The 19628-nt window shown below is 44.0% G+C and carries 16 protein-coding genes; 7 read left to right on the forward strand and 9 right to left on the reverse strand.

Going from position 1 to position 19628, the window contains the following annotated elements:
* Positions 1–22: 22 nt before the first annotated feature.
* From tsaB to OCV56_RS11550, 3 genes are all read right to left on the reverse strand, one after another.
* Positions 23–724, reverse strand: a complete 702-nt coding sequence (gene tsaB / locus OCV56_RS11540; RefSeq protein WP_086715389.1) for a tRNA (adenosine(37)-N6)-threonylcarbamoyltransferase complex dimerization subunit type 1 TsaB — start codon at positions 722–724, stop codon at positions 23–25.
* 59 nt (positions 725–783) lie between these two features.
* A complete protein-coding gene (locus OCV56_RS11545; protein WP_086715390.1) occupies positions 784–2712 on the reverse strand; it encodes an ATP-dependent DNA helicase in 1929 nt (642 codons plus the stop codon).
* A gap of 161 nt (positions 2713–2873) precedes the next feature.
* On the reverse strand, positions 2874–3074 hold the full coding sequence (locus OCV56_RS11550; RefSeq protein ID WP_086715391.1) for a hypothetical protein: 201 nt from the start codon (positions 3072–3074) through the stop codon (positions 2874–2876).
* Positions 3075–3356: 282 nt separating this feature from the next.
* Between OCV56_RS11550 and purU the strand changes: the two genes are divergently transcribed.
* Positions 3357–4190 carry a formyltetrahydrofolate deformylase gene (gene purU / locus OCV56_RS11555; protein ID WP_086715397.1) on the forward strand — a complete coding sequence of 278 codons (834 nt, stop codon included), beginning with the start codon at positions 3357–3359 and terminating at the stop codon, positions 4188–4190.
* 290 nt (positions 4191–4480) lie between these two features.
* Here purU and OCV56_RS11560 read toward each other — a convergent pair whose 3' ends face one another.
* The gene (locus OCV56_RS11560; protein WP_086715392.1) at positions 4481–5077 is read right to left on the reverse strand and encodes a VOC family protein; all 597 of its coding nucleotides are present in this window, start codon (positions 5075–5077) and stop codon (positions 4481–4483) included.
* A gap of 347 nt (positions 5078–5424) precedes the next feature.
* Between OCV56_RS11560 and argS the strand changes: the two genes are divergently transcribed.
* The 3 genes from argS to OCV56_RS11575 all read left to right on the forward strand — a co-directional run bounded on the left by argS (position 5425) and on the right by OCV56_RS11575 (position 8705).
* A complete protein-coding gene (gene argS / locus OCV56_RS11565; RefSeq protein WP_086715393.1) occupies positions 5425–7158 on the forward strand; it encodes an arginine--tRNA ligase in 1734 nt (577 codons plus the stop codon).
* A 453-nt stretch (positions 7159–7611) separates the two neighbouring features.
* Positions 7612–8040: an HIT family protein gene (locus tag OCV56_RS11570; protein ID WP_086715394.1), complete on the forward strand. Its 429-nt coding sequence runs from the start codon at positions 7612–7614 to the stop codon at positions 8038–8040.
* Positions 8041–8177: 137 nt separating this feature from the next.
* Complete coding sequence (locus OCV56_RS11575) at positions 8178–8705, forward strand: YqhA family protein (RefSeq protein WP_086715395.1); 528 nt, start codon at positions 8178–8180, stop codon at positions 8703–8705.
* 66 nt (positions 8706–8771) lie between these two features.
* Here OCV56_RS11575 and OCV56_RS11580 read toward each other — a convergent pair whose 3' ends face one another.
* Genes OCV56_RS11580 through OCV56_RS11590 form a run of 3 tightly spaced genes read right to left on the reverse strand, consistent with a single transcriptional unit; the run spans position 8772 to position 11494 of the window.
* A complete protein-coding gene (locus tag OCV56_RS11580; RefSeq protein ID WP_004737929.1) occupies positions 8772–9002 on the reverse strand; it encodes a FeoC-like transcriptional regulator in 231 nt (76 codons plus the stop codon).
* The gene (feoB, locus tag OCV56_RS11585; RefSeq protein ID WP_190960470.1) at positions 8999–11272 is read right to left on the reverse strand and encodes a Fe(2+) transporter permease subunit FeoB; all 2274 of its coding nucleotides are present in this window, start codon (positions 11270–11272) and stop codon (positions 8999–9001) included. Before feoB ends, OCV56_RS11580 begins: the two co-directional genes overlap by 4 nt.
* Complete coding sequence (locus tag OCV56_RS11590) at positions 11273–11494, reverse strand: FeoA family protein (protein ID WP_008221191.1); 222 nt, start codon at positions 11492–11494, stop codon at positions 11273–11275.
* Positions 11495–12015: 521 nt separating this feature from the next.
* On the opposite strand from OCV56_RS11590, the gene OCV56_RS11595 reads away from it, so the two are divergent.
* Positions 12016–13187, forward strand: a protein-coding gene (locus tag OCV56_RS11595) for an IS3 family transposase (protein ID WP_261901412.1) whose coding sequence is annotated in 2 segments (ribosomal slippage) — positions 12016–12298 and positions 12298–13187 — 1173 coding nt in all. Because the reading frame shifts where the segments join, the coding sequence is not laid out codon by codon here.
* Positions 13188–13442: 255 nt separating this feature from the next.
* Here the strand turns inward: OCV56_RS11595 and OCV56_RS11600 are convergent.
* Together OCV56_RS11600 and znuA are read right to left on the reverse strand one after the other, a co-directional pair.
* Positions 13443–16805, reverse strand: a complete 3363-nt coding sequence (locus OCV56_RS11600; protein ID WP_228761244.1) for an AraC family transcriptional regulator — start codon at positions 16803–16805, stop codon at positions 13443–13445.
* A 268-nt stretch (positions 16806–17073) separates the two neighbouring features.
* Complete coding sequence (gene znuA, locus OCV56_RS11605) at positions 17074–17964, reverse strand: zinc ABC transporter substrate-binding protein ZnuA (RefSeq protein WP_086716352.1); 891 nt, start codon at positions 17962–17964, stop codon at positions 17074–17076.
* A gap of 83 nt (positions 17965–18047) precedes the next feature.
* Here znuA and znuC point away from each other — a divergent pair, with 83 nt between their 5' ends.
* Positions 18048–18830 carry a zinc ABC transporter ATP-binding protein ZnuC gene (znuC, locus tag OCV56_RS11610; RefSeq protein WP_086716354.1) on the forward strand — a complete coding sequence of 261 codons (783 nt, stop codon included), beginning with the start codon at positions 18048–18050 and terminating at the stop codon, positions 18828–18830.
* Positions 18830–19615 carry a zinc ABC transporter permease subunit ZnuB gene (znuB, locus tag OCV56_RS11615; protein ID WP_086716355.1) on the forward strand — a complete coding sequence of 262 codons (786 nt, stop codon included), beginning with the start codon at positions 18830–18832 and terminating at the stop codon, positions 19613–19615. The genes znuC and znuB overlap by 1 nt, the downstream gene beginning before the upstream one ends.
* Positions 19616–19628 lie beyond the last annotated feature (13 nt).

The raw sequence follows: 19628 nt of genomic DNA on the forward strand, positions 1-19628 counted from the left end.
TTGCATCAGAACCTTGTAAAAATTATTCGCGACCTGGCAATTTCTTCCAAGTCACTTTATCACGAAGATAAACTGGCTCAGACTCTTCAGCTGCAACCGCTTTGCCTTCTGCGTAAGCAAATTGAGCGAGGAAAGCCATATCTTGAGCTTCTGGGAACAGAACCTCACACGCTTTGGTGTTGATCGCTAGAGTATCCATGTGTTCTGAATACGCTTCCCAACCTGTCCCTACTTTTGCCCATGTTTCGGAGTCAGCTTTAAGCTGCGCAGCCAATTCACTTGGTGGCGTTACACATTCGGCATCAACCGCTGTCCAACGACCATCTTGTTCACGGCTGTAACGAGCCCAGTACACTTCGCTCATACGCGCATCAATCGCTGTTGCTACGTGAGTTTCACCAAATTTGCGGTAGCTGCCTTGTGCCATCGCTGCCAAAGTAGACACACCGATCATTGGTAAATCCGCACCAAAAGCCAAGCCCTGAGCAATACCAATACCAATACGCACACCCGTGAAGCTGCCTGGGCCTTGGCCAAACGCGATAGCATCGATATCGGTTAAAGCGACATTCGCTTCTTTCAGTACTTCATCAACCATAGGTAGAATTTTTTTCGTATGGTCTCGAGGAGCCTCTTCGCTACGTGCGAACACCTGGTCACCCATTACTAATGCCACTGAACAGTTTTCAGTGGCGGTATCTACTGCAAGAATTTTCGCGCTCATTTGTGTCTCAAATATTCGTTATCTAATCTAAAAATAATGGCTAAGCTCAACAATGCCAATTACTCAGCAGCGGTTGAATGGTCTTTAGCTAAGAATTCTTTAATGACCCCTAAGTCACGTGTACGAGGAATAGGCGGTAAACTCGCCAAAAATATGCCACCGTAATCGCGAGTCACCAATCGGTTATCGCAAATAATCAAAGCGCCATTATCGCGCTTGTCACGTATCAATCGGCCGACACCTTGTTTCAAGGTAATCACAGCGTCTGGCAACTGTACCTGTGCAAAAGGATCACCCCCTTTTAGCTTACAGTCCTCGATTCGAGCCTTAAGTAAAGGGTCATCAGGGGCCGTAAAGGGCAATTTATCGATGATAACACAGCTTAATGCATCGCCCCTAACATCTATCCCTTCCCAGAAAGCGCCTGTCGCTACCAGTAAGGCATTACCCAATTCCATAAACTCAGCCAAGGTTTTTTGCTTGCTTGTCTCACCTTGCAATAGCACCGGCACGGTCAAGGTTTCACGAAATCGCTCCCCCAACTCTTTCATCATGCTGTGTGAGGTGCACAAGAAGAAACAGCGACCTTGGTTCTGCTCGATTACCGGAGTCAGCATTCGAACTAGCTTATCCGCCAAGCCTGGGCTATTGGGCTCTGGAAGATAGCGAGGCACACACAAGCGCGCCTGATTTGGATAGTCAAACGGGCTTGGCAGTGAAAACTGTGCTGACGGTTTTAGTCCCAAGCGTGAGGTAAAGTGGTCGAAATCGTCCGACACCGCCAAGGTTGCTGACGTAAATACCCAAGCGCCCGGCTTCAGCTCAATCTGCTCGTGAAATTTATCGGCAACTGAAAGCGGCGTAATGTGCAAAGCAAAGTGGCGCGGTGTGGTGTCATACCAATAGGAATAACCGGTAATCGACACGTCACATACACGTTCAATGCGCGACTTAATCATGTTTGCACGTTCGAAAGCGGTATCTAACAGCTGACTTCGTCCGAGTGCTAATTTCAATACATCAACGGCCAATTGCAATGCATCTTGCAAACGAACTAACTCTCTTGCAATTGATTCAGATTTTAAGGCTTCCCGCCAGTTACCACGAAAGCCTGTATCACCCAATACGATACGTAAATCGGCTGAAGATTGAACGAGCCTATCCCCTACTTTTTGCAACTGACGCATATCTTTGGCTTCAGTTCGGTAAGCGATTTCAATATCTTTGGCTAGCTCTTGAATCTGTCGACTGGAAACTGATTGTCCGAAGTACTGGCTCGCAATATCGGGAAGTTGGTGCGCTTCATCGAAAATAAACACATCGGCTTCAGGTATCAGCTCACCAAATCCGGTTTCTTTAATCGCTAAATCCGCTAAAAACAAGTGATGGTTCACTACAACAACATCGGAATCCATCGCTTTTTTACGCGCTTTCAGTACAAAGCAATCGGTATAACTTGGACACTCTTTGCCCAAGCAATTGTCGTTGGTCGAGGTAATCGTTGGGATTACAGGGCTATCTTCAGCAATATCATCACAATCACCCAAATCACCGGTTTGTGTAGATGACGACCAGCTACGAACTTTCACTAGCTGAGCCAGCAATGTTGGATCAGTATGAGTGCCATGACTTTCGATCATTTGACGACTCAGTCTATCCAAGCACAAATAATTCGAACGGCCTTTGAGCAACGCTACCTGGCCATAAAAGCCAAGCGCATCGACCATCAGTGGTAAATCGCGATGAAACAACTGTTCTTGAAGGTTTTTAGACCCCGTACTAATGATGGTTTTCTTGCCGCTCAGCAGTGCTGGTACTAAGTAAGCAAAAGTCTTACCGGTACCGGTTCCCGCTTCAACGACTAACTGACTCTGTTGCTCAATGGCTTGTGAAACCGCTTCAGCCATGTCTAGCTGAGCTTGTCGTGGTTGAAACCCAGGGATAGCTTTACCCAGAGCACCATCAGCAGAAAACGTTTTAGATATCATAGAGTACGAAGTTTAGAAAAATAGAAGGCGAATTATGGCAGGTTTAGTGAGCCGGCGCGAATCAAGAATGACTTCGCACCGGAGGTGTTTGGGTTATTTCAAATTACCTTGAGAACGGAAATGAAAATCGAGATTGCTGTTATAGTTTGAACGTTAATTGCTTATTTTCGGTTGAGATAACGAGATAGCCAAGGAGCGCCTTCAAATTCATTGTCATTTGGCTGTATGGCTTTTACAGCGTCGGTTGGCGAGGTTTTGCTTTCCCACATTTCATCGAGAACATTTCCATCTAGCTCTGTGCTGCCAGCCAATGAACTCACGCGCTTGCAGTACAGCTTTTTTGCTAGTAACTCTTTATCCATAAGTATCACCTCTATTTTTGGCCAAGGCGAAAATGCCTCGGTTGAAGTTCAAATGCGTACTACGGTCAAAACTTTAAAAATGAAGCTTCTGCCTGTTTTGCTATCTGAAAACTGATATTTCGACATCAAACAATTTATCAAAGCGATAAATGAGCAGCAGAATTTGTTGAAACCAACTTGATAATAGATTAATTATAACGGTGATATTGCGGCTCAGTTCACCGTTCGACGGCCTGTATTTAATTTGAAGAATAAAAAATATTTCATGGAAGTAAGATGCAAATGGAAAGAAAAACGTTACTAACACACTGTACTGATGCCCCGGGCCTCATCTCAAAAATCACCAACATTTGTTACAAACACCAACTCAATATTGTGCACAACAATGAGTTCGTAGATAACACCAGCGGCCACTTCTTTATGCGCACCGAGCTTGAAGGGTATTTCAATGACGAAACCTTACTAGCCGATTTAGACCAAGCGTTGCCAGAGAATGCAAAACGCAAGCTAATGAGCTCTTCTCGCAAGCGTGTTGTGATTCTTGTGACCAAAGAAGCACACTGCCTTGGCGACATTCTAATGAAGAACTTCGATGGCAGTTTAGACGTGGAAATCGCAGCGGTTGTCGGTAACTACGACATCCTACAAAGCCTAACCGAACGTTTTGACATCCCTTACCACCATGTTTCTCACGAAGGACTAAACCGTGAAGAACATGAGCAAAAAATGCTAGAAGTGATTGACCAATACCAGCCTGATTACCTTGTTTTGGCTAAGTATATGCGAGTGCTGACTCCAGGGTTTGTTGAAAAGTACAACCACAAGATCATCAATATCCACCACAGCTTTTTGCCAGCCTTCATTGGCGCGAAGCCATATCAACAAGCGTATGAGCGCGGCGTAAAGATCATTGGTGCTACAGCGCACTTTGTGACTAATGATTTGGATGAAGGCCCGATCATTAAGCAAGATGTTATCCCTGTGGATCACAACTTCAGCGCGAAAGACATGGCGCAAGCCGGTCGTGACGTAGAGAAGAACGTATTGAGTAAGGCGCTAAACAAGGTGATCAATGATCACGTGTTTGTTTACGGCAATAAGACTGTGATTCTGTAAGTCGGGGATTCGATTTCCGGTAAGGCTTCCAGTTAGAACCCAATAAAAAACGCGCAATAGGGTTTACCCATCGCGCGTTTTTTGTATCTGATGATCAGACCAACTTTAAGAGATTCCCGACTACACTCCTTCGTCGCTATCGGGCATGACGGTGTTTTCTAATCTAGCAAAAGCTACAACTCGAAAAACGTCGACCAAACCGAGTGACTGCATGGCACAAGTCCAATTCGTATCCGTCATTCCGACGAGTCTAAGCGAGATCAGGAATCTCTTCTTAGAACAACCTTAGGTTATGCCAGCTCTGACTCCACAATCTTCTTCAACGAATGTGGGTGCAGCTTGATACAAACCCCTTGATGCTTAAATGCAACGGTTGGGTTGTTCAAACGTTCACCCTCGCCTTTCGGGCTAGATAGCTTGATCTTAACACCTTGCTCAGTCAGCGTTTCAAAGTTAGCAGCGAACTGCGGGTAAGTTTCTTTCAGATCCGCTAGGTACTCATCAGCCGTTTGGGCGTGAGACGGAATCACAAACTCAACATGTTCCCAATCTTGGTGTGGGTAAATCTTACCTTCTGCTGGATATGGCAGTTCTAAGCACTCAATGTTCCAACCAAGACTTTGCAATGGCTCATCGAAAGCCAACACCACAATTGGACGACCATTGATCATCGCCTCTGAAATCGTAGAGCCGTACTCAGACCATGCTTGATGCGCAGATTTTGCGAGTTCAGTTTCATTGATTCGAAGCGCAATATGATCCGCTTGAGCAAAGCTTAAATCCAAACCCAATGTATTTCCTAGATTCTCAATTTTTGCCATAAAGGTATCAAGGCGTGCGATCATTTGTTGTGGTTCTAATTCAGCTTGTTTCAGGCTCATCGTCATTGTCTGTGTTCTCCAAATAATGGCGGCATGTTATCAGTTTTGTCTCCAGCAACAAGCGTTGCTTTTACAAAAAACACTCAATAAGTATGCTCATTCCGCTCCTTAAACATGCAAACGCGTCTTGGTAAAAGTCGATTGTCAAAAACCACTCAGGAAATGTTAAATTTCTATCAATTCGACCTATAAGAAACCCCACAAAATTGGTATGATTAACGCCATTTTTGTGAACTTAAACAGTGTCTGTTGTTCATTTCGGCATTAAATCGTTAACTAGACGCATAATTAACCAATTTAATGACCTCGAAATAACGGCCACTCTTATCATCCTTGAATTGAAGGAAACGCGTGTGAATATCCAAGCACTTATTAATGACAAAGTATCTCAGGCTCTAGAAGCCGCTGGCGCACCTGCAGGCTCTCCTGCCGCTGTTCGCCAATCTGCAAAACCACAATTTGGTGACTACCAAGCAAACGGCGTTATGGGCGTTGCTAAGCGACTAGGCACTAATCCTCGAGAGTTTGCTCAAAAAGTATTGGACGTTCTAAACCTAGACGGTATCGCTTCTAAAGTTGAAATCGCTGGCCCAGGTTTCCTTAACATCTTCCTAGATGAAGCTTTCCTAGCACAACAAGCAGACGCAGCATTAGCTGATTCTCGCCTTGGTGTAGCCGTTGCAGAAACACAAACTATCGTTGCGGATTACTCTGCACCAAACGTTGCGAAAGAGATGCACGTTGGTCACCTACGTTCAACGATCATCGGTGATGCGGTTGTTCGTACTCTTGAATTCCTAGGCCATAACGTTATCCGTGCTAACCACATCGGTGACTGGGGTACTCAATTCGGTATGCTTATCGCAAACCTTGAGCGAGTTCAAGCTGAGTCTGGCGAAGTTTCAATGGAACTTGCTGATCTTGAAGGCTTCTACCGTGAATCTAAAAAGCTTTACGACGAAGACGAAGAGTTTGCACTTAAAGCACGTGGCTACGTTGTTAAACTGCAAAGCGGCGACGAGTTCTGCGCAGAGATGTGGAAGAAGCTTGTTGACGTAACAATGATTCAAAACCAACGCAACTACGATCGTCTAAACGTATCACTAACTCGTGATGACGTAATGGGCGAGAGCATGTACAACCACATGCTTCCTACCATCGTTGCAGACCTAAAAGAACAAGGTCTTGCTAAAGAAGATGACGGCGCACAAGTTGTATTCCTAGACGAATACAAAAACAAAGATGGCGACCCAATGGGCGTTATCATCCAGAAGCGCGACGGCGGTTTCCTTTACACAACAACTGATATTGCTTGTGCAAAATATCGTTTTGAAGAGTTAGGCGCAGACCGCGTTCTTTACTTCATCGACTCACGTCAGCACCAACACCTAATGCAAGCTTGGACTATCGTTCGTAAAGCAGGTTACATCCCAGAATCTGTTTCTCTTGAGCACCACGCATTCGGCATGATGCTAGGTAAAGATGGTAAGCCATTCAAGACTCGTGCGGGTGGTACTGTCCGTCTCGCTGATCTTCTTGATGAAGCAGAAGTTCGTGCAGCACAGCTAATCGAATCTAAGAACCCAGAACTTGCAGAAGACGAGAAAAAAGCGATCGCGAACACGGTTGCAATGGCAGCGGTTAAGTACGCAGACCTTTCTAAGCACCGTACGACTGACTACGTGTTCGATTGGGATAACATGCTTGCGTTCGAAGGTAACACAGCACCTTACATGCAGTACGCATACACTCGTGTTGCTTCTGTATTTGCTAAAGCTGGCATTTCTATGGACTCTCTTGAAGGTGAAATCAAAATCACTGAAGAGAAAGAGAAAGCGCTTATCGCGAAACTTCTACAGTTTGAAGAAGCGGTACAGTCTGTTGCTCGTGAAGGTCAACCACACATCATGTGTAGCTACCTATTCGAACTAGCAGGTCAATTCTCTAGCTTCTACGAAGCATGCCCTATCCTAGTTGCTGAAGACGATGCTGTTAAGCAGAGCCGTCTGAAGCTTGCTGCACTAACAGCGAAGACAATCAAGCAAGGCCTGTCGCTTCTAGGTATCGACACTCTAGAACGCATGTAAGCGATTCGAGATTCGAGATTCGAGATTCGAGATTCGAGATTCGAGATTCGAGATAATTAGAAAGGTTGACGTGAAAGCGTCAACCTTTTGTTTTATCTAGAGGTTATATCTACTTAACTATCGAGCTACCCGCTGACTTCCGTCGCAGAGATCTCCTACTACGCTCCTTCGTTGATGAACGAGCGTGATAGGAAATCTCTTAAAGCACGTAACAACAGTAAACCAATTCGCTATTCCTCCCCTTCACGCTATTCCCTACATTGAAGTACGAGCTTGTTAGGGAATCTCCTAAAGCATGCAACCACCGAAAACCAATTCGTTATCCCTCTTCTCACCGTCATTCCCTACAGTGAAGTACAAACGTAATAGGGAATCTGCTTATTGAGATCGTAAGCGCTAGCCACATTCCTATTCCAACCTTATACTCAACTAAAACAATTAATTGGAAAGATCATGGGCTTCGAACTTCACCCGCAACTTGCAAAAGACACTACGCTTATCGGCGAGTTTCCATTGTGTCTAGCACTACTAAGTAAAGACAGCGCTGTACCTTGGGTTATCTTGGTACCAAAACGTGCCAAGCTAAAAGAGCTGCACCACTTACCAATGAAAGAACAGCAGCAGTTCTTACACGAATCTCAAGCAGTAAGCCAAGCATTAGAAGCGACGTTCCAGCCAGATAAGCTCAACCTAGGCGCACTAGGTAACATGGTTCCACAACTGCATATCCACCACATTGCACGCTTCAAAGATGATATTGCGTGGCCTGGCCCGGTGTGGGGAAACACTAAAGGTGAACAACGCAGTGAAGAAGATCAAACAGCTATCCTGACTCGTATTCAAAATGTGCTGTCACTAAGCTCTATCTTTAAAAAAGCTTAATGTTGTGAGTAAGGTAATGCCTAACCTCTAGGCATTACCATTATTACCAATACGTAATAATAATTCACAAAAACACACCATTATCACAACAAAGACTCCCGCGTATACTCTCTTGCACACAACATAGAGAGAGCATCATGAAACAAACCTTCAACTTATTTCGTCATATCAGCTGGATCGCCATCATCTGCTCTATGCTTGCTTCCCTACTCTTATTCTTTATGGGAGCAACCAAGACTTACTCTGCTTTTGCGATCTTCATGCTCAATCAGGTGCCACCGGAATCGCTTGCGCATTTAGACACAACAGATATCGCTATCTCGTACTTAATTAAATCTCTGGATACATTCTTGATTGCTTTTGTACTCTTCATATTTTCTCACGGTGTGTTCACTTTATTCATTTCGGACAAAAGTAATGCAGCGAAAAATGACCAACAAATAAAAAAGAGCAACGTACTTAGCTGGATAAAAACACCCAACATTGGCCACCTGAAGAATATTTTGGCTGAAGTGATTATCATCATTATCTTCGTGAAGTTCTTGGAACTTGTACTCGTCAATTTCGACAGTATTGGGTGGGACATACTGGTTCTTCCAGTATCCATACTGTTACTGAGTATCGGCCTTAAGGTTCTCGGGTTAGGTGAAACCAAAGAGTCCTAAATAGATAGGCACAAACAAAAAAACCGCAGCTCATAAGCTGCGGTTTTTTATTAGATATTTTCCAAACTACATCATCACATTCAGCGATAAACCATCTTGTTTACTGATGGTGTAGCGAACACGTGTCGTATGACCATGTTTGTTAGTATCGACCAAGCGAGATACTTTGCCCTTCTTGACCCATACACTCAACATCGCATCCACGCCATCTTCACTCATACCAAATTTCGCTGCAATCTCTTTACGAGCTGCGACACCTTGGCTGTCAATGTACTGATGAAGTTCGGTTAAAATCATACGACTTGTACCTCTAATGCTTTTTGCTTACTGCCAACTTTCTTGAACACACGGTAGGTGATCACAAAGCCACCAGCAATCACTACCATCCACACTGAACTTGTCACAGGGTGTGCTGCAAAGTTTGCAGCTTGGTAATAGAAAGTCGCACCAAAGTAGCCAAGCGCCATTGTCCAAACCGCAATAAAGCGTGCAAACATTTGACCAAATTCACGAACGTAAGCACCCATCGCTGCCACACAAGGCGTGTAAAGTAGGATAAGGATTAAGTAAGCAAACGCAGCATGACCAGAAACGAATTTGTCTTTCAGGTTACCAAAGATAGACGAGTCAACCTCTTGCTCTTCAGCAACAGCACCAGAATCGCTTAAGTCACCAACCTCAATACCTAGGGGATCTGAGTAGCTTAAACCTGATAGATTTTCAGGGATCGTCATCACCGCTTCTTCTAAACTCGCTGCTAAATCAAACTCAGCAGCTTCTTCATCAGAAGGTGTTGTGTAAAGGCTATTCAACGTACCTACTACCGCTTCTTTCGCGAAGATACCAGTAATGATACCTACCGTTGCTGGCCAGTTTTCTTCTGTTATACCAATTGGTTGGAATACAGGAGTCACAACTTGAGCTGCCTTAGAAAGTACTGAATTTTCGCTGTCTTCGTTACCAAAGCTTCCGTCCATACCTAGTGAGTTCAAGAAGCTTAAGATTGCGACAACAACCACAATCGTTTTACCTGCACCAAGCACGAAACGCTTTAGTTTCTGCCACGTTTTCAGCATCACGTTTTGTACAGTTGGCAGCTCGTAGTCTGGCATCTCCATCACTAAGCTGTCGCTGCTACCTGGGTAGATAGTATTTTTAAGGAATAAGCCAGTAAATACAGAAGCAAGAATACCCATGATGTACAGAGCAAATACCACGTTTTGGCCAGCACCTGGGAAGAACGCCGCAGCAAACAGTGCGTATACAGGTAGACGAGCACCACATGACATAAATGGCGCCATAGATGCAGCCAGCTTACGCTCACGCTCTTGATCAAGAGTACGAGTTGCCATGATTGACGGTACGTTACAGCCAAAACCCAGAACAAGCGGTACAAATGCTTTGCCCGGCAGGCCAATCTTTTGCATCACTTTATCAAGTACAAACGCAGCACGCGCCATGTAGCCTGAGCTTTCAAGTACCGCTAAGAACAAGTAAAGCGCCGCGATAACCGGAATAAAGGTCGCAACAGTTTGGATACCTCCGCCGATACCATCTGCAAGAATAGTGACTAGCCAAACTGGCAGGTGTCCGTCTAATAGGTGGTGCCCACCATCAACTAATATTGCACCAACACCAATGTCAAAGAAGTCGATAAACGCACTACCGATATTGATAGAGAACATGAACATTAGGTACATGATGACAAAGAAGAAAGGGATACCGACCCATTTATTCAGAATGAATTGGTCAGCTTTCTCTGTGAAGTTACGGCTTAGTTTGCCTTCACTGCGGCGAACACGCTTACACAGGTCGTGTAAGAAGGTGTATTTCGCGTCTGCAACTGCAAGGTCAATATCAAACTCAGCGCCAAGACGTACGTTGTCAATTTGAGTACGTGTTTGCGGAGCCAATCCGTTCAGTACCAAGTAATCATTTTCTAGAGCACGAATAGCTAGTGCTCGGTGAGAAACATCAGCATCATCAAAGTGTGATTCAACAGAAGGAATAAGTGCTTCTAATGCTTCGTCATAGTTAATAGAGATAGGGTCAAGGCTAACACCTTGAACAAGAAGCTTATGTAGGCGCTCTTTGAAACGAGCCACTTGGCCTTTATCGTTTGCAGACAAGCTAAGAACTGGACAACCTAGCTCTTTCTCTAGCGCTTTCAGGTTAATTACCTGACGCTCACGCTTTAATACATCCATCTTGTTCAATACAACGATCATTGGACGACCCAACTCTCGCAATTGCAATGTCATGTATAAGCTTCTTTCTAAGCAGCTAGCATCAACAACATTAATGATCACATCAGCTGGGTGAGTCAGAACAGCTCGCGACGCGATAGACTCATCAATACTATTCGCATCATTACCACTATCTAGCGCGTAGATACCTGGTAAATCAGTTAGCTGAAATTGGTCACCCGCATGTGAATAGACGCCCGTTTTCTTTTCAACGGTTACGCCTACCCAGTTACCAACATGCTGCTTCGCACCTGTTAGTGCATTGAATAACGTTGTTTTACCACTATTTGGGTTACCTACGGTAAGAACTTGATAATCCATTTAGATAACCTCGATTTGTTCTGCGATGCTTTCACGAATGGCGATAGAAACACCTCTCACCTCAACTTGAAGCGGATCACCCATAGGTGCACGGCGGATAAGCGTCACCTCAGTTTTTGGCAACATACCCATGACCATTAGCTTTTTTCTAACTTCTGGTGTTAAGCCGGTTAAGGCAACTATAGAAGCCGCTTTTCCTTGCTCTAGTTGTGAGAGTTTCATAAATACCCAATTCGTGATTGATAATGAGAAAGATTGTTATTAACAGCATAATACACATACATGACCACAATTCTATTGTGTGAAATCAATGTTTTCGAAAATATATACTCGTAAGTTTCGTTAAAAACGTTTACGTCAAAACCGTTACTTTCAACAACTAGTGAGAACTACCTCACTAGTACACCGTAACAAAAAACACATCAAACACTTAAATATCAATAACTTACAAAGATGTCGCTTTTCTCATAGCCTTCTGTCGTTAATTTTATAAGTAAAATAAGTCACTAATCGTATAGTTACTCCATCGAAGAGAAACTCCTTCTCTTTAATTTAATTCCAGAGGTGATGTGGCTTGCCATATCACTCCGGCAGCAAGCGAAGGTGTCATTGACACCCGTGGTATAGTCCCCCCGGCTATACCACGATATTTTTTTTCTTATCTTGTTTAATCCCTGCAGAACACTCTTCAAAACTGATGTGACCCCATAAAAGTAGACACTTAATACAGAGCATTGAGTGTCATGAAAGTAAAATCACAAAGACAATATACAGACGAATTTAAACGAGAAGCTGTTCAGCGATCTCTCGATTCTTCTGACACCGTTAAGTCAGTAGCACTATCCTTAGGAATATCGCCGGTGCTACTTTCGAAATGGAGATCTCAAATGACGTCGAAGAAGATTAATTCCCTCCCAATACCTAATCAAGGCCCCGAGAAATCCGTTGCTCAATTGGAAAGAGAGAACCGTCAATTGAAGAAGAAACTAGAGATGGCGGAGCTGGAGAATGATTTCTTAAAGGAAGCGAAGGCTTTCTTCGACAGCCAAAAAGAATAAGGTTCGAGTACATTCTAAAGAAAACCTGTGTGAAGCTTCCTGTTATTCGGTTATGTCGATGGTTAGACGTTTCTACAGCGGGTTACTACAAGTGGCTCACGAGACAACCCTCGAAACGAGAGACAGAAAATGAGTCCTTAAGTAACTACTTGAGGAGAGAAAGCAAAGCTCAGCACTGTATTCCTGGTTATCGAAAGCTTTGGGAAGCAGCAGTCGCTAACGGCTTTATTTGTAATAAAAAGCGAGTACAGAGGCTTCTACAGAATATGGGCTATCGCTCTTGCGTGAGTAAGAAGCGATATGGACGAGCGCCAAGACAAAATACACTTATACCTGCCTATAACATTCTTGCCCGTCAATTTAAGGTGGATAAACCCGATCGAGTTTGGGTGTCAGATATAACTCAGGTGCGCTGTACTGATGGTTGGCAATACCTGTGCGTTGTCTTAGATTTGTTTTCACGCAAAGTGATTGGTTGGTCGACAAGTCGCATTAATAACGCAAAGTTAGTGCTAAGAAGCCTGAATAAGGCTTGGGAACAAAGGCAGCCCTTAGGTCATGAGCTTTTGTTTCACTCCGATCAAGGTATACAGTATCGAGCGTTGGAGACGATCCGTTGGCACCGTAAACGAAAGATTAAAGTCAGCATGTCGAGAAAAGGAAACTGTTGGGATAACGCTTGTTCCGAAAGCTTCTTTGCGCAATATAAGAAAGAGTGGATGAACAAATTAGATCAGCTTTCACGACAAGAAATGACGATGCAGAGTCGAATTTATATCGATACCTATTATAATCCAGTAAGAAGACATGGGACTCTAGGTGGAGTGAGTCCCATGGACTTTGAACTAATCAACTAAACCCCTGTGTCTACTTTTTAGGGGCCATATCATATCTCGTATCTCGTATCTCGTATCTCGTATCTCGTATCTCGTATCTCGTATCTCGTATCTCGTATCTCGTATCTCGTATCTCGTATCTCGTATCTCGTATCTCGTATCTCGTATCTCGTATCTCGTATCTCGTAGAAGCATAAAAAAGCCCCAACACGAATGTCGAGGCTTCAATAAAACTATCTGTCGTTAGCGTAGACTAGCTGGTTGATATTGTTCGCTCTAGTCTTCACTGTTTTCAGCAAACTTAGATGGAGACATGCCAAAGTGATGCTTAAACCTTTGGCTGAAGTAGGACGGGTCATTAAAGCCAGAGTCAAAAGCAACGTCTGAAATCTTCTCTCCCGCGAGTAATCGCTCACACGCATGCTCTAAGCGAACCTCATTCAAATGTTCTTTAAAGGTCTTGTTGTAAGCCATTTTAAAGCGTCGCTGTAGGCTTCTCTCAGACATAAACAAATATTTGGCAGCAGTAGCAGTACCGAACTCAGCATCAGCATAGTGCTCACTAACAAGCTGAGTAACTCTATTCTTCCACTCCTGCTCTGCACTGAGCTTTAACTGCTCAGGTGAGCTATTAGCGAGCTTGATAGTCTCAATCTGTTCTATTGTATTGGTTTCGAGATTATCTAATACCTGATAGTCAATTGGCCAAGTAAGCTGCACCTTATTCTGAGATTCCGACACAAAAGCATTGAGCTCTCCACCACTCTGATTCACCAGCAATGGTAACTTTTCTATATTTAAGTCGGTCGACTTTCCACTATTATCACTGATGCTAGAGGTTAGTTTAGGGAAAGGCATACCATGGTCTAAAATCGTCACGACTAGGTGCTCTTTTAGCTCTTCGACCATAACCATCATGCCCTGCGACTTAAAGTTACGCTTGATGATGCTCGCGATCAGGCTATTGAAGATAATATCGAGATTAAAATACAGTAAAGATACATGTCTGTGTTTCGTCTCTATTTTTATCTCTAGCTCAATACCAGCTTTTGCTAAGTCCTCTTGCCACGCCTTGAGTACAGACTCCAAGATTAAGATCATATCGTAACCAACCACACCACCATCTTGTCGGCTATTGCTCAATTGAGCCAAGCCATTCTTTAGCGCAAGAATCGGCGATTTACCTTGGTCATCATTCCAATTAGGGAGCATCGCTGCAACTTGGTTGACCTCTGAGGACAGTTCATCGGCGGTATGAGAAACGAGCGCATTCTTAACCGATAACTGCTTCTTAAGCTGCTGATTAGTTGTTAGTAATATCCGGCTTTGGTGTCTCAACTGATCAGTTTTTAAAGCAACTTGCGCCTTTAGGTGTCGGTTGGCAAAGGTGACATAACGCGAACGCCAAAAAACCAAGATAGTGACGACACAAATAAGCAAAATCAAAGAACTTGCTGCCGCCCAGTTACTGAGGTACCAAGGTTCGGCTATTGAGAAGCTTTGATTGGTAGACACAAAACGGTAGTGAGAGTCCTTAACGGGCTTAACCTCAAGTGTGTAATCGCCGGGCAGCAAGTGATCGAGGGTTAACAAGCCCCCTTCAAACTCACTCCAAGATTCATCACCATTGAGCCTATATTCCATCGCAGGTGCAAACGTAGCAGGCAAAATACCGAGCTTAAACCCAATCGATGAGCCATAAGGTATCTCGGCTAAATCAGCAGCCTTGCCGCCAAGAGACACAGTCTTTTGATTAACACTTATCTTACTCAGTAAGGCGCGACTATGAGGCGTAGTAGACACCAATAGCTCATTAGATAACGCACTCACCACACCGTACTTAGAGCCCAGTACTAGCCTTGAGGATTGGCTCTGTTCACTGTTGAAGAGCTCACATGCGCCGGCCGCAAGTTCATTGATGATCAAACCAAACGGTGAACCAATATGTTTATGAAGCTGTCCGTCTAGTCCGTAATAGCTCAGCCCTTTTGAAGAGCCTAACCAGACACCATTTTCATCGCTGATTAAACAGCTAGGACTGATGTTCTCTTCAACAAGCGGGATCTCTTCAATGACTGCACGATCGTAAGGGATCCGATAGACACCATAGCTGCTCGCAAACCACTGAGAACCATCGCTGGATTTTTCTATATCAACAACCTTGCCAAATCGCTCACTGGAACGACTAAAGCTGATTCGCTTATCAACAAAAGAATAAAAACCATGGTCTGTGCCTATGTAGACACTGTCTTGTAGGCCAATATTCAGGTCGGTGATTTTTGCTGGCAGAAATTTGTCTACGAGCCAATCCATTCCATAGCTTGTCAGCGCCATGGTACCTATCGACAAGGAATAGAGACTCTGCCCAGAAGTCATCCAAAGTGTGTTGTCGCCTTGAAGCGCCAAGTTCTCAATATGAACACCTTCAATGGCTCTTGGCAGAATAAGGGCTTCACGCTCTAATGTCTTGGTGTTAAAGCTAACGATACCCTCTTCGGTCGCTAACCAAATAGACGAACCAAAAATCTGGAAATCTCGGACCGATTTCGGGTATACGCGATTAGGCCGCTCTTCACTCTCAGAATCAACGAGATAGAACCCCATTGAAGAAGCAACCCAAGACAGGTGATCACTAATTGGCTCGACTTTATTGATCACCACGCTGCTAGAGTGCATCCCCATACCAGTTAAAGGCGTTCTTGAGAATGTCTTACTAAACAAGGAGAAATAGCGGATACCATTATTGGTCGCGACCCACATACCACCGGCATGGTCGTTAATTAATGAATAAATCTTCTCGCCCGGTAACGAAAAATCTTGATTCACGGCTTGCTCAAAACGAGTGATTTCACCTGTTATAAAGTTATAGCTAATCAGACCGTGCTCAGTACCAATCCAATATTGATCTGTTGTTTCAGCAAGAGAGAGAACATGCGAGCCACTGATCTTGGTCTCTTTCTCTGAATTAGCCAAATCGACAATCACAACACCATTTAATGTACCAATCAGCAATTCGCGTCTTGCCTTCGAAAAGTAGAGCGTCTCGATATAATGTTTATCCGATGCGGCAACATGAGTAAATTCTTGATTTTCAGAAAGGTAGGCACCCGAACTGGTTGCCAGTACCCATTTGGATAGCACCCATTCCGCATCATTGATCGTAATGTCACTGCTGTTATTGTATCGGTACAGTTTGAGGAGTGAATAGGTATTAAATTCCAATGACTGAGTGTTGTAGGTGTAGAAGTTATTGCCGTCTGTCACCCAGATATAATCAGCCGATGCACCAATATTCGATATCTCTGCGCCAGGACTCAGACTAAAGGCGAGCTCGTTACCAATCCCTGGAGTATGTCGATACACCTCATTATCGAAGAACGTCCAAAACTCATCGTTCAGAAAAGCGACACGCTCCGATGAGAACTGTAACAGGCTGCCTTTGCGTGGCAGTAAGGCTCGACCATCATAAAATAGAACTTTCCCATGCACATCATGAATCCAAAGCCCACCACCGGCGCCTAAATAGAGATTTTTAGCCGCAAGAAAATTCCCTTGCGCTTGAACAGGCAAAGGATAAAAAACAGACGGTGATGTATTTACCGCGATAGCGCTAAATGAAATGCTCATTAACATGAACATTCGGAAGACAATTCGATACAACTTCTGATCCTGAACAGCAACAGCGAATGAAGTTTTGGTAGTCACAACGTTTTATCATTGCTCAACCATAAACTGAGTTTTTTTGTGCTTATTATTATCTTTCCATTTTAGCGGAAATTAACCAAGGAGAAAGAAGGTTTGCCATTTGTTGAAAGGTTTTATCTTAGCGGTCACGAAAATGCCGCAAAAAGCGGCACTATTCATACAATATCGAGAGCAAAGTGAAGTAAAAGATACTTTCTACGAATTACTTTGCGTTTAAGCAGCTTGTGTAACTATCGGTAAGTTGCTGAAGAAAATCGAAATAACTTCCGATCTTCACTTCAACATCAGAACCAACAGGGTCTAGCTGACCTTGCTTAGCGTTGCTTCCACGAGTCACAGATTCAATCACTGCAGGCGTAAACTGAGGCTCAGAAAACACACACTGGACATTTTCTTGTACGATCGTTTTCTTAATCGCAATCAGGCTTTTTGCTCCCGGTTTACGGTCTGGACTTACTGTGAAATGACCCAAATTATTCAGACCAAATTCTTCTTCGTAATAACCATAGGCATCATGGAAAACGTAGTAACCTTTATCTTTTATTGGCGCCAGTTGTTCGCGAATAGACTGCTTCTTCTCTTCCAGTGCAATCAAGAATGAATCTAGGTTCTCTTGATAAGCCATTGCGTTGTCTGGGTCACTTTCAATCAACTTATCTGAAATGTATTTCGCAGCAACTTCGACCTGATCGATACCCAACCAAAAATGCGGATCGTGGCTGCCGTGGTGGTGACCTTCATGCGCATCATGGTCATGCTCTTCGTGTCCATAAGCGCGTAAGTTGATTCCCGGAATAGAACTGATCTCAATAACATTTTCATTCGAGCTCACAACCTTAGTTAAAAAGGCTTCTAAGTCGGGGCCAAACCAAACGACCATATCTGCACTATGAACTTTTTTGACATCTGATGGTTTGAGCGCATAATCGTGCGGCGAAGCATTACTGTTCATCAACACATCCGGTTCACTAACACCTTGCGTTAGCTCTGTCACAATCATTTGAATTGGTTTGAAACTTGTTAGAATAGTATTAGCACTTGCAACACTTGGCGCTAAAAGCAAAGTAGCAAGTATAAAAGATGAACGTGACATAATTCCTCGATAATAGAAAAGTAGCTTAGGCTTGAGGTAAATGTTACATTATAACATTAGCGAATTGCAAATGAGTTCTATTCATGGATAACTTAATCCAACTCGATTCCGTGAGCGTCGAGTTTGACGGTCGAAAAGTTCTAGATAACATATCCCTTAATCTAGAACGCGGCAGGATCACTACCCTAATTGGGCCTAATGGTGCAGGCAAGTCGACCTTAGTTAAGGTTCTACTTGGACTTCAGCACAAATATTCAGGGAAGATCACCAAATCAAAAAAATTAAAAATTGGTTATGTTCCTCAAAAACTAAAGCTGAACGACTCCCTACCACTCAATGTAGAACGTTTTCTCAAGCTCACCAGTAAATTCAGTAAACAAGAGATCTTAGAGGCTCTAAAACTTGTTGGCGCTGAGCATCTGATAACGAGCAACATGCATCAATTGTCTGGTGGTGAGAACCAACGCGTACTGATTGCTCGCTCTCTTCTGAAAAGACCCGATCTACTGGTTCTGGATGAACCTGCACAAGGCGTTGATGTACAAGGTCAAATCGACCTATACGAATTGATTGATTCTATTCGCCATCGCTTTGGTTGCGCCGTGTTTATGGTGTCACATGATTTGCATTTAGTAATGGCAAAAACAGATGACGTGATCTGTTTGCACCACCACATCTGTTGTTCCGGTGCCCCAGCTGATATCAAGCATCACCCTTCTTACATCGCTCTGTTCGGTACAGCGGTACAAGAGAGTTTGGCTTTCTACCATCACCAACATGACCACCATCACCATGACTTGGCAGGCCAACCTGTGTCTGGAGATGTGCACGAATGTTCTAACCACAAACACGGACATCATCACTAATGCTTGAGTTTCTTTTACCTTCTATCCTTGCAGGCTTAGGCATTGCTCTTATTGCCGGCCCGCTAGGGTCGTTTGTAGTGTGGCGTAAGATGGCGTACTTTGGCGATACACTGGCTCACGCATCGTTAATGGGTTTGGCGCTTGGCTTCCTATTCAATATTAATCTTTATTTTGCGCTGCTGATTTGCTGTTTGATGCTGGCAGTGCTGCTAGTGACGTTACAAAAACAAAAGCTGGTCGCGACTGATACCCTGCTCGGTATTTTGGCGCACAGTGCTTTGTCTTTGGGTCTTGTCGCCGTAAGTTTCTTAGATAACGTTCGTGTTGACCTAATGAGCTACCTATTTGGTGACCTGCTTGCCGTTTCGCCGACTGATTTAGTGTTCATTTATGCGGGTGCCGCTGTGATTGGGGTAGTGCTTGCTATCTTCTGGCGACCGCTGCTATCAACGACAGTTAATGAAGACCTAGCAGCTGTTGATGGCATCAACATCGATTTAATGCGTCTGATTTTGATGCTATTGATCGGTATTGTGATTGCGGTAGGTATGAAGTTTGTTGGTGCGTTAATCATGACATCATTGCTGATCATCCCTGCAGCTACAGCAAGGAAATTCGCGAATACGCCGGAGCAAATGGCCTTCCTAGCATCAGTTATTGGCTCTATTGCAGTATTCGGTGGATTAAGCTTGTCTTGGTTCTATGACACACCTGCAGGCCCTTCTGTGGTCATCAGTGCAGCTGCGATGTTTATGCTATCTCAGATGGTTAAGACCCGAGCGTAATCATACGACTTTG

Source organism: Vibrio gigantis, from assembly GCF_024347515.1.
GTDB classification, from domain to species: Bacteria; Pseudomonadota; Gammaproteobacteria; order Enterobacterales; family Vibrionaceae; genus Vibrio; species Vibrio gigantis.

Coding starts and splice junctions, on each gene's coding strand:
- tsaB (WP_086715389.1), bottom strand. CDS start 724: ATGAGCGCGAAAATTCTTGCAGTAGATACCGCCACTGAAAACTGTTCA.
- OCV56_RS11545 (WP_086715390.1), bottom strand. CDS start 2,712: ATGATATCTAAAACGTTTTCTGCTGATGGTGCTCTGGGTAAAGCTATC.
- OCV56_RS11550 (WP_086715391.1), bottom strand. CDS start 3,074: ATGGATAAAGAGTTACTAGCAAAAAAGCTGTACTGCAAGCGCGTGAGT.
- purU (WP_086715397.1), top strand. CDS start 3,357: ATGGAAAGAAAAACGTTACTAACACACTGTACTGATGCCCCGGGCCTC.
- OCV56_RS11560 (WP_086715392.1), bottom strand. CDS start 5,077: ATGACGATGAGCCTGAAACAAGCTGAATTAGAACCACAACAAATGATC.
- OCV56_RS11570 (WP_086715394.1), top strand. CDS start 7,612: ATGGGCTTCGAACTTCACCCGCAACTTGCAAAAGACACTACGCTTATC.
- OCV56_RS11575 (WP_086715395.1), top strand. CDS start 8,178: ATGAAACAAACCTTCAACTTATTTCGTCATATCAGCTGGATCGCCATC.
- OCV56_RS11580 (WP_004737929.1), bottom strand. CDS start 9,002: ATGATTTTAACCGAACTTCATCAGTACATTGACAGCCAAGGTGTCGCA.
- feoB (WP_190960470.1), bottom strand. CDS start 11,272: ATGGATTATCAAGTTCTTACCGTAGGTAACCCAAATAGTGGTAAAACA.
- OCV56_RS11590 (WP_008221191.1), bottom strand. CDS start 11,494: ATGAAACTCTCACAACTAGAGCAAGGAAAAGCGGCTTCTATAGTTGCC.
- OCV56_RS11600 (WP_228761244.1), bottom strand. CDS start 16,805: ATGTTCATGTTAATGAGCATTTCATTTAGCGCTATCGCGGTAAATACA.
- znuA (WP_086716352.1), bottom strand. CDS start 17,964: ATGTCACGTTCATCTTTTATACTTGCTACTTTGCTTTTAGCGCCAAGT.
- znuC (WP_086716354.1), top strand. CDS start 18,048: ATGGATAACTTAATCCAACTCGATTCCGTGAGCGTCGAGTTTGACGGT.
- znuB (WP_086716355.1), top strand. CDS start 18,830: ATGCTTGAGTTTCTTTTACCTTCTATCCTTGCAGGCTTAGGCATTGCT.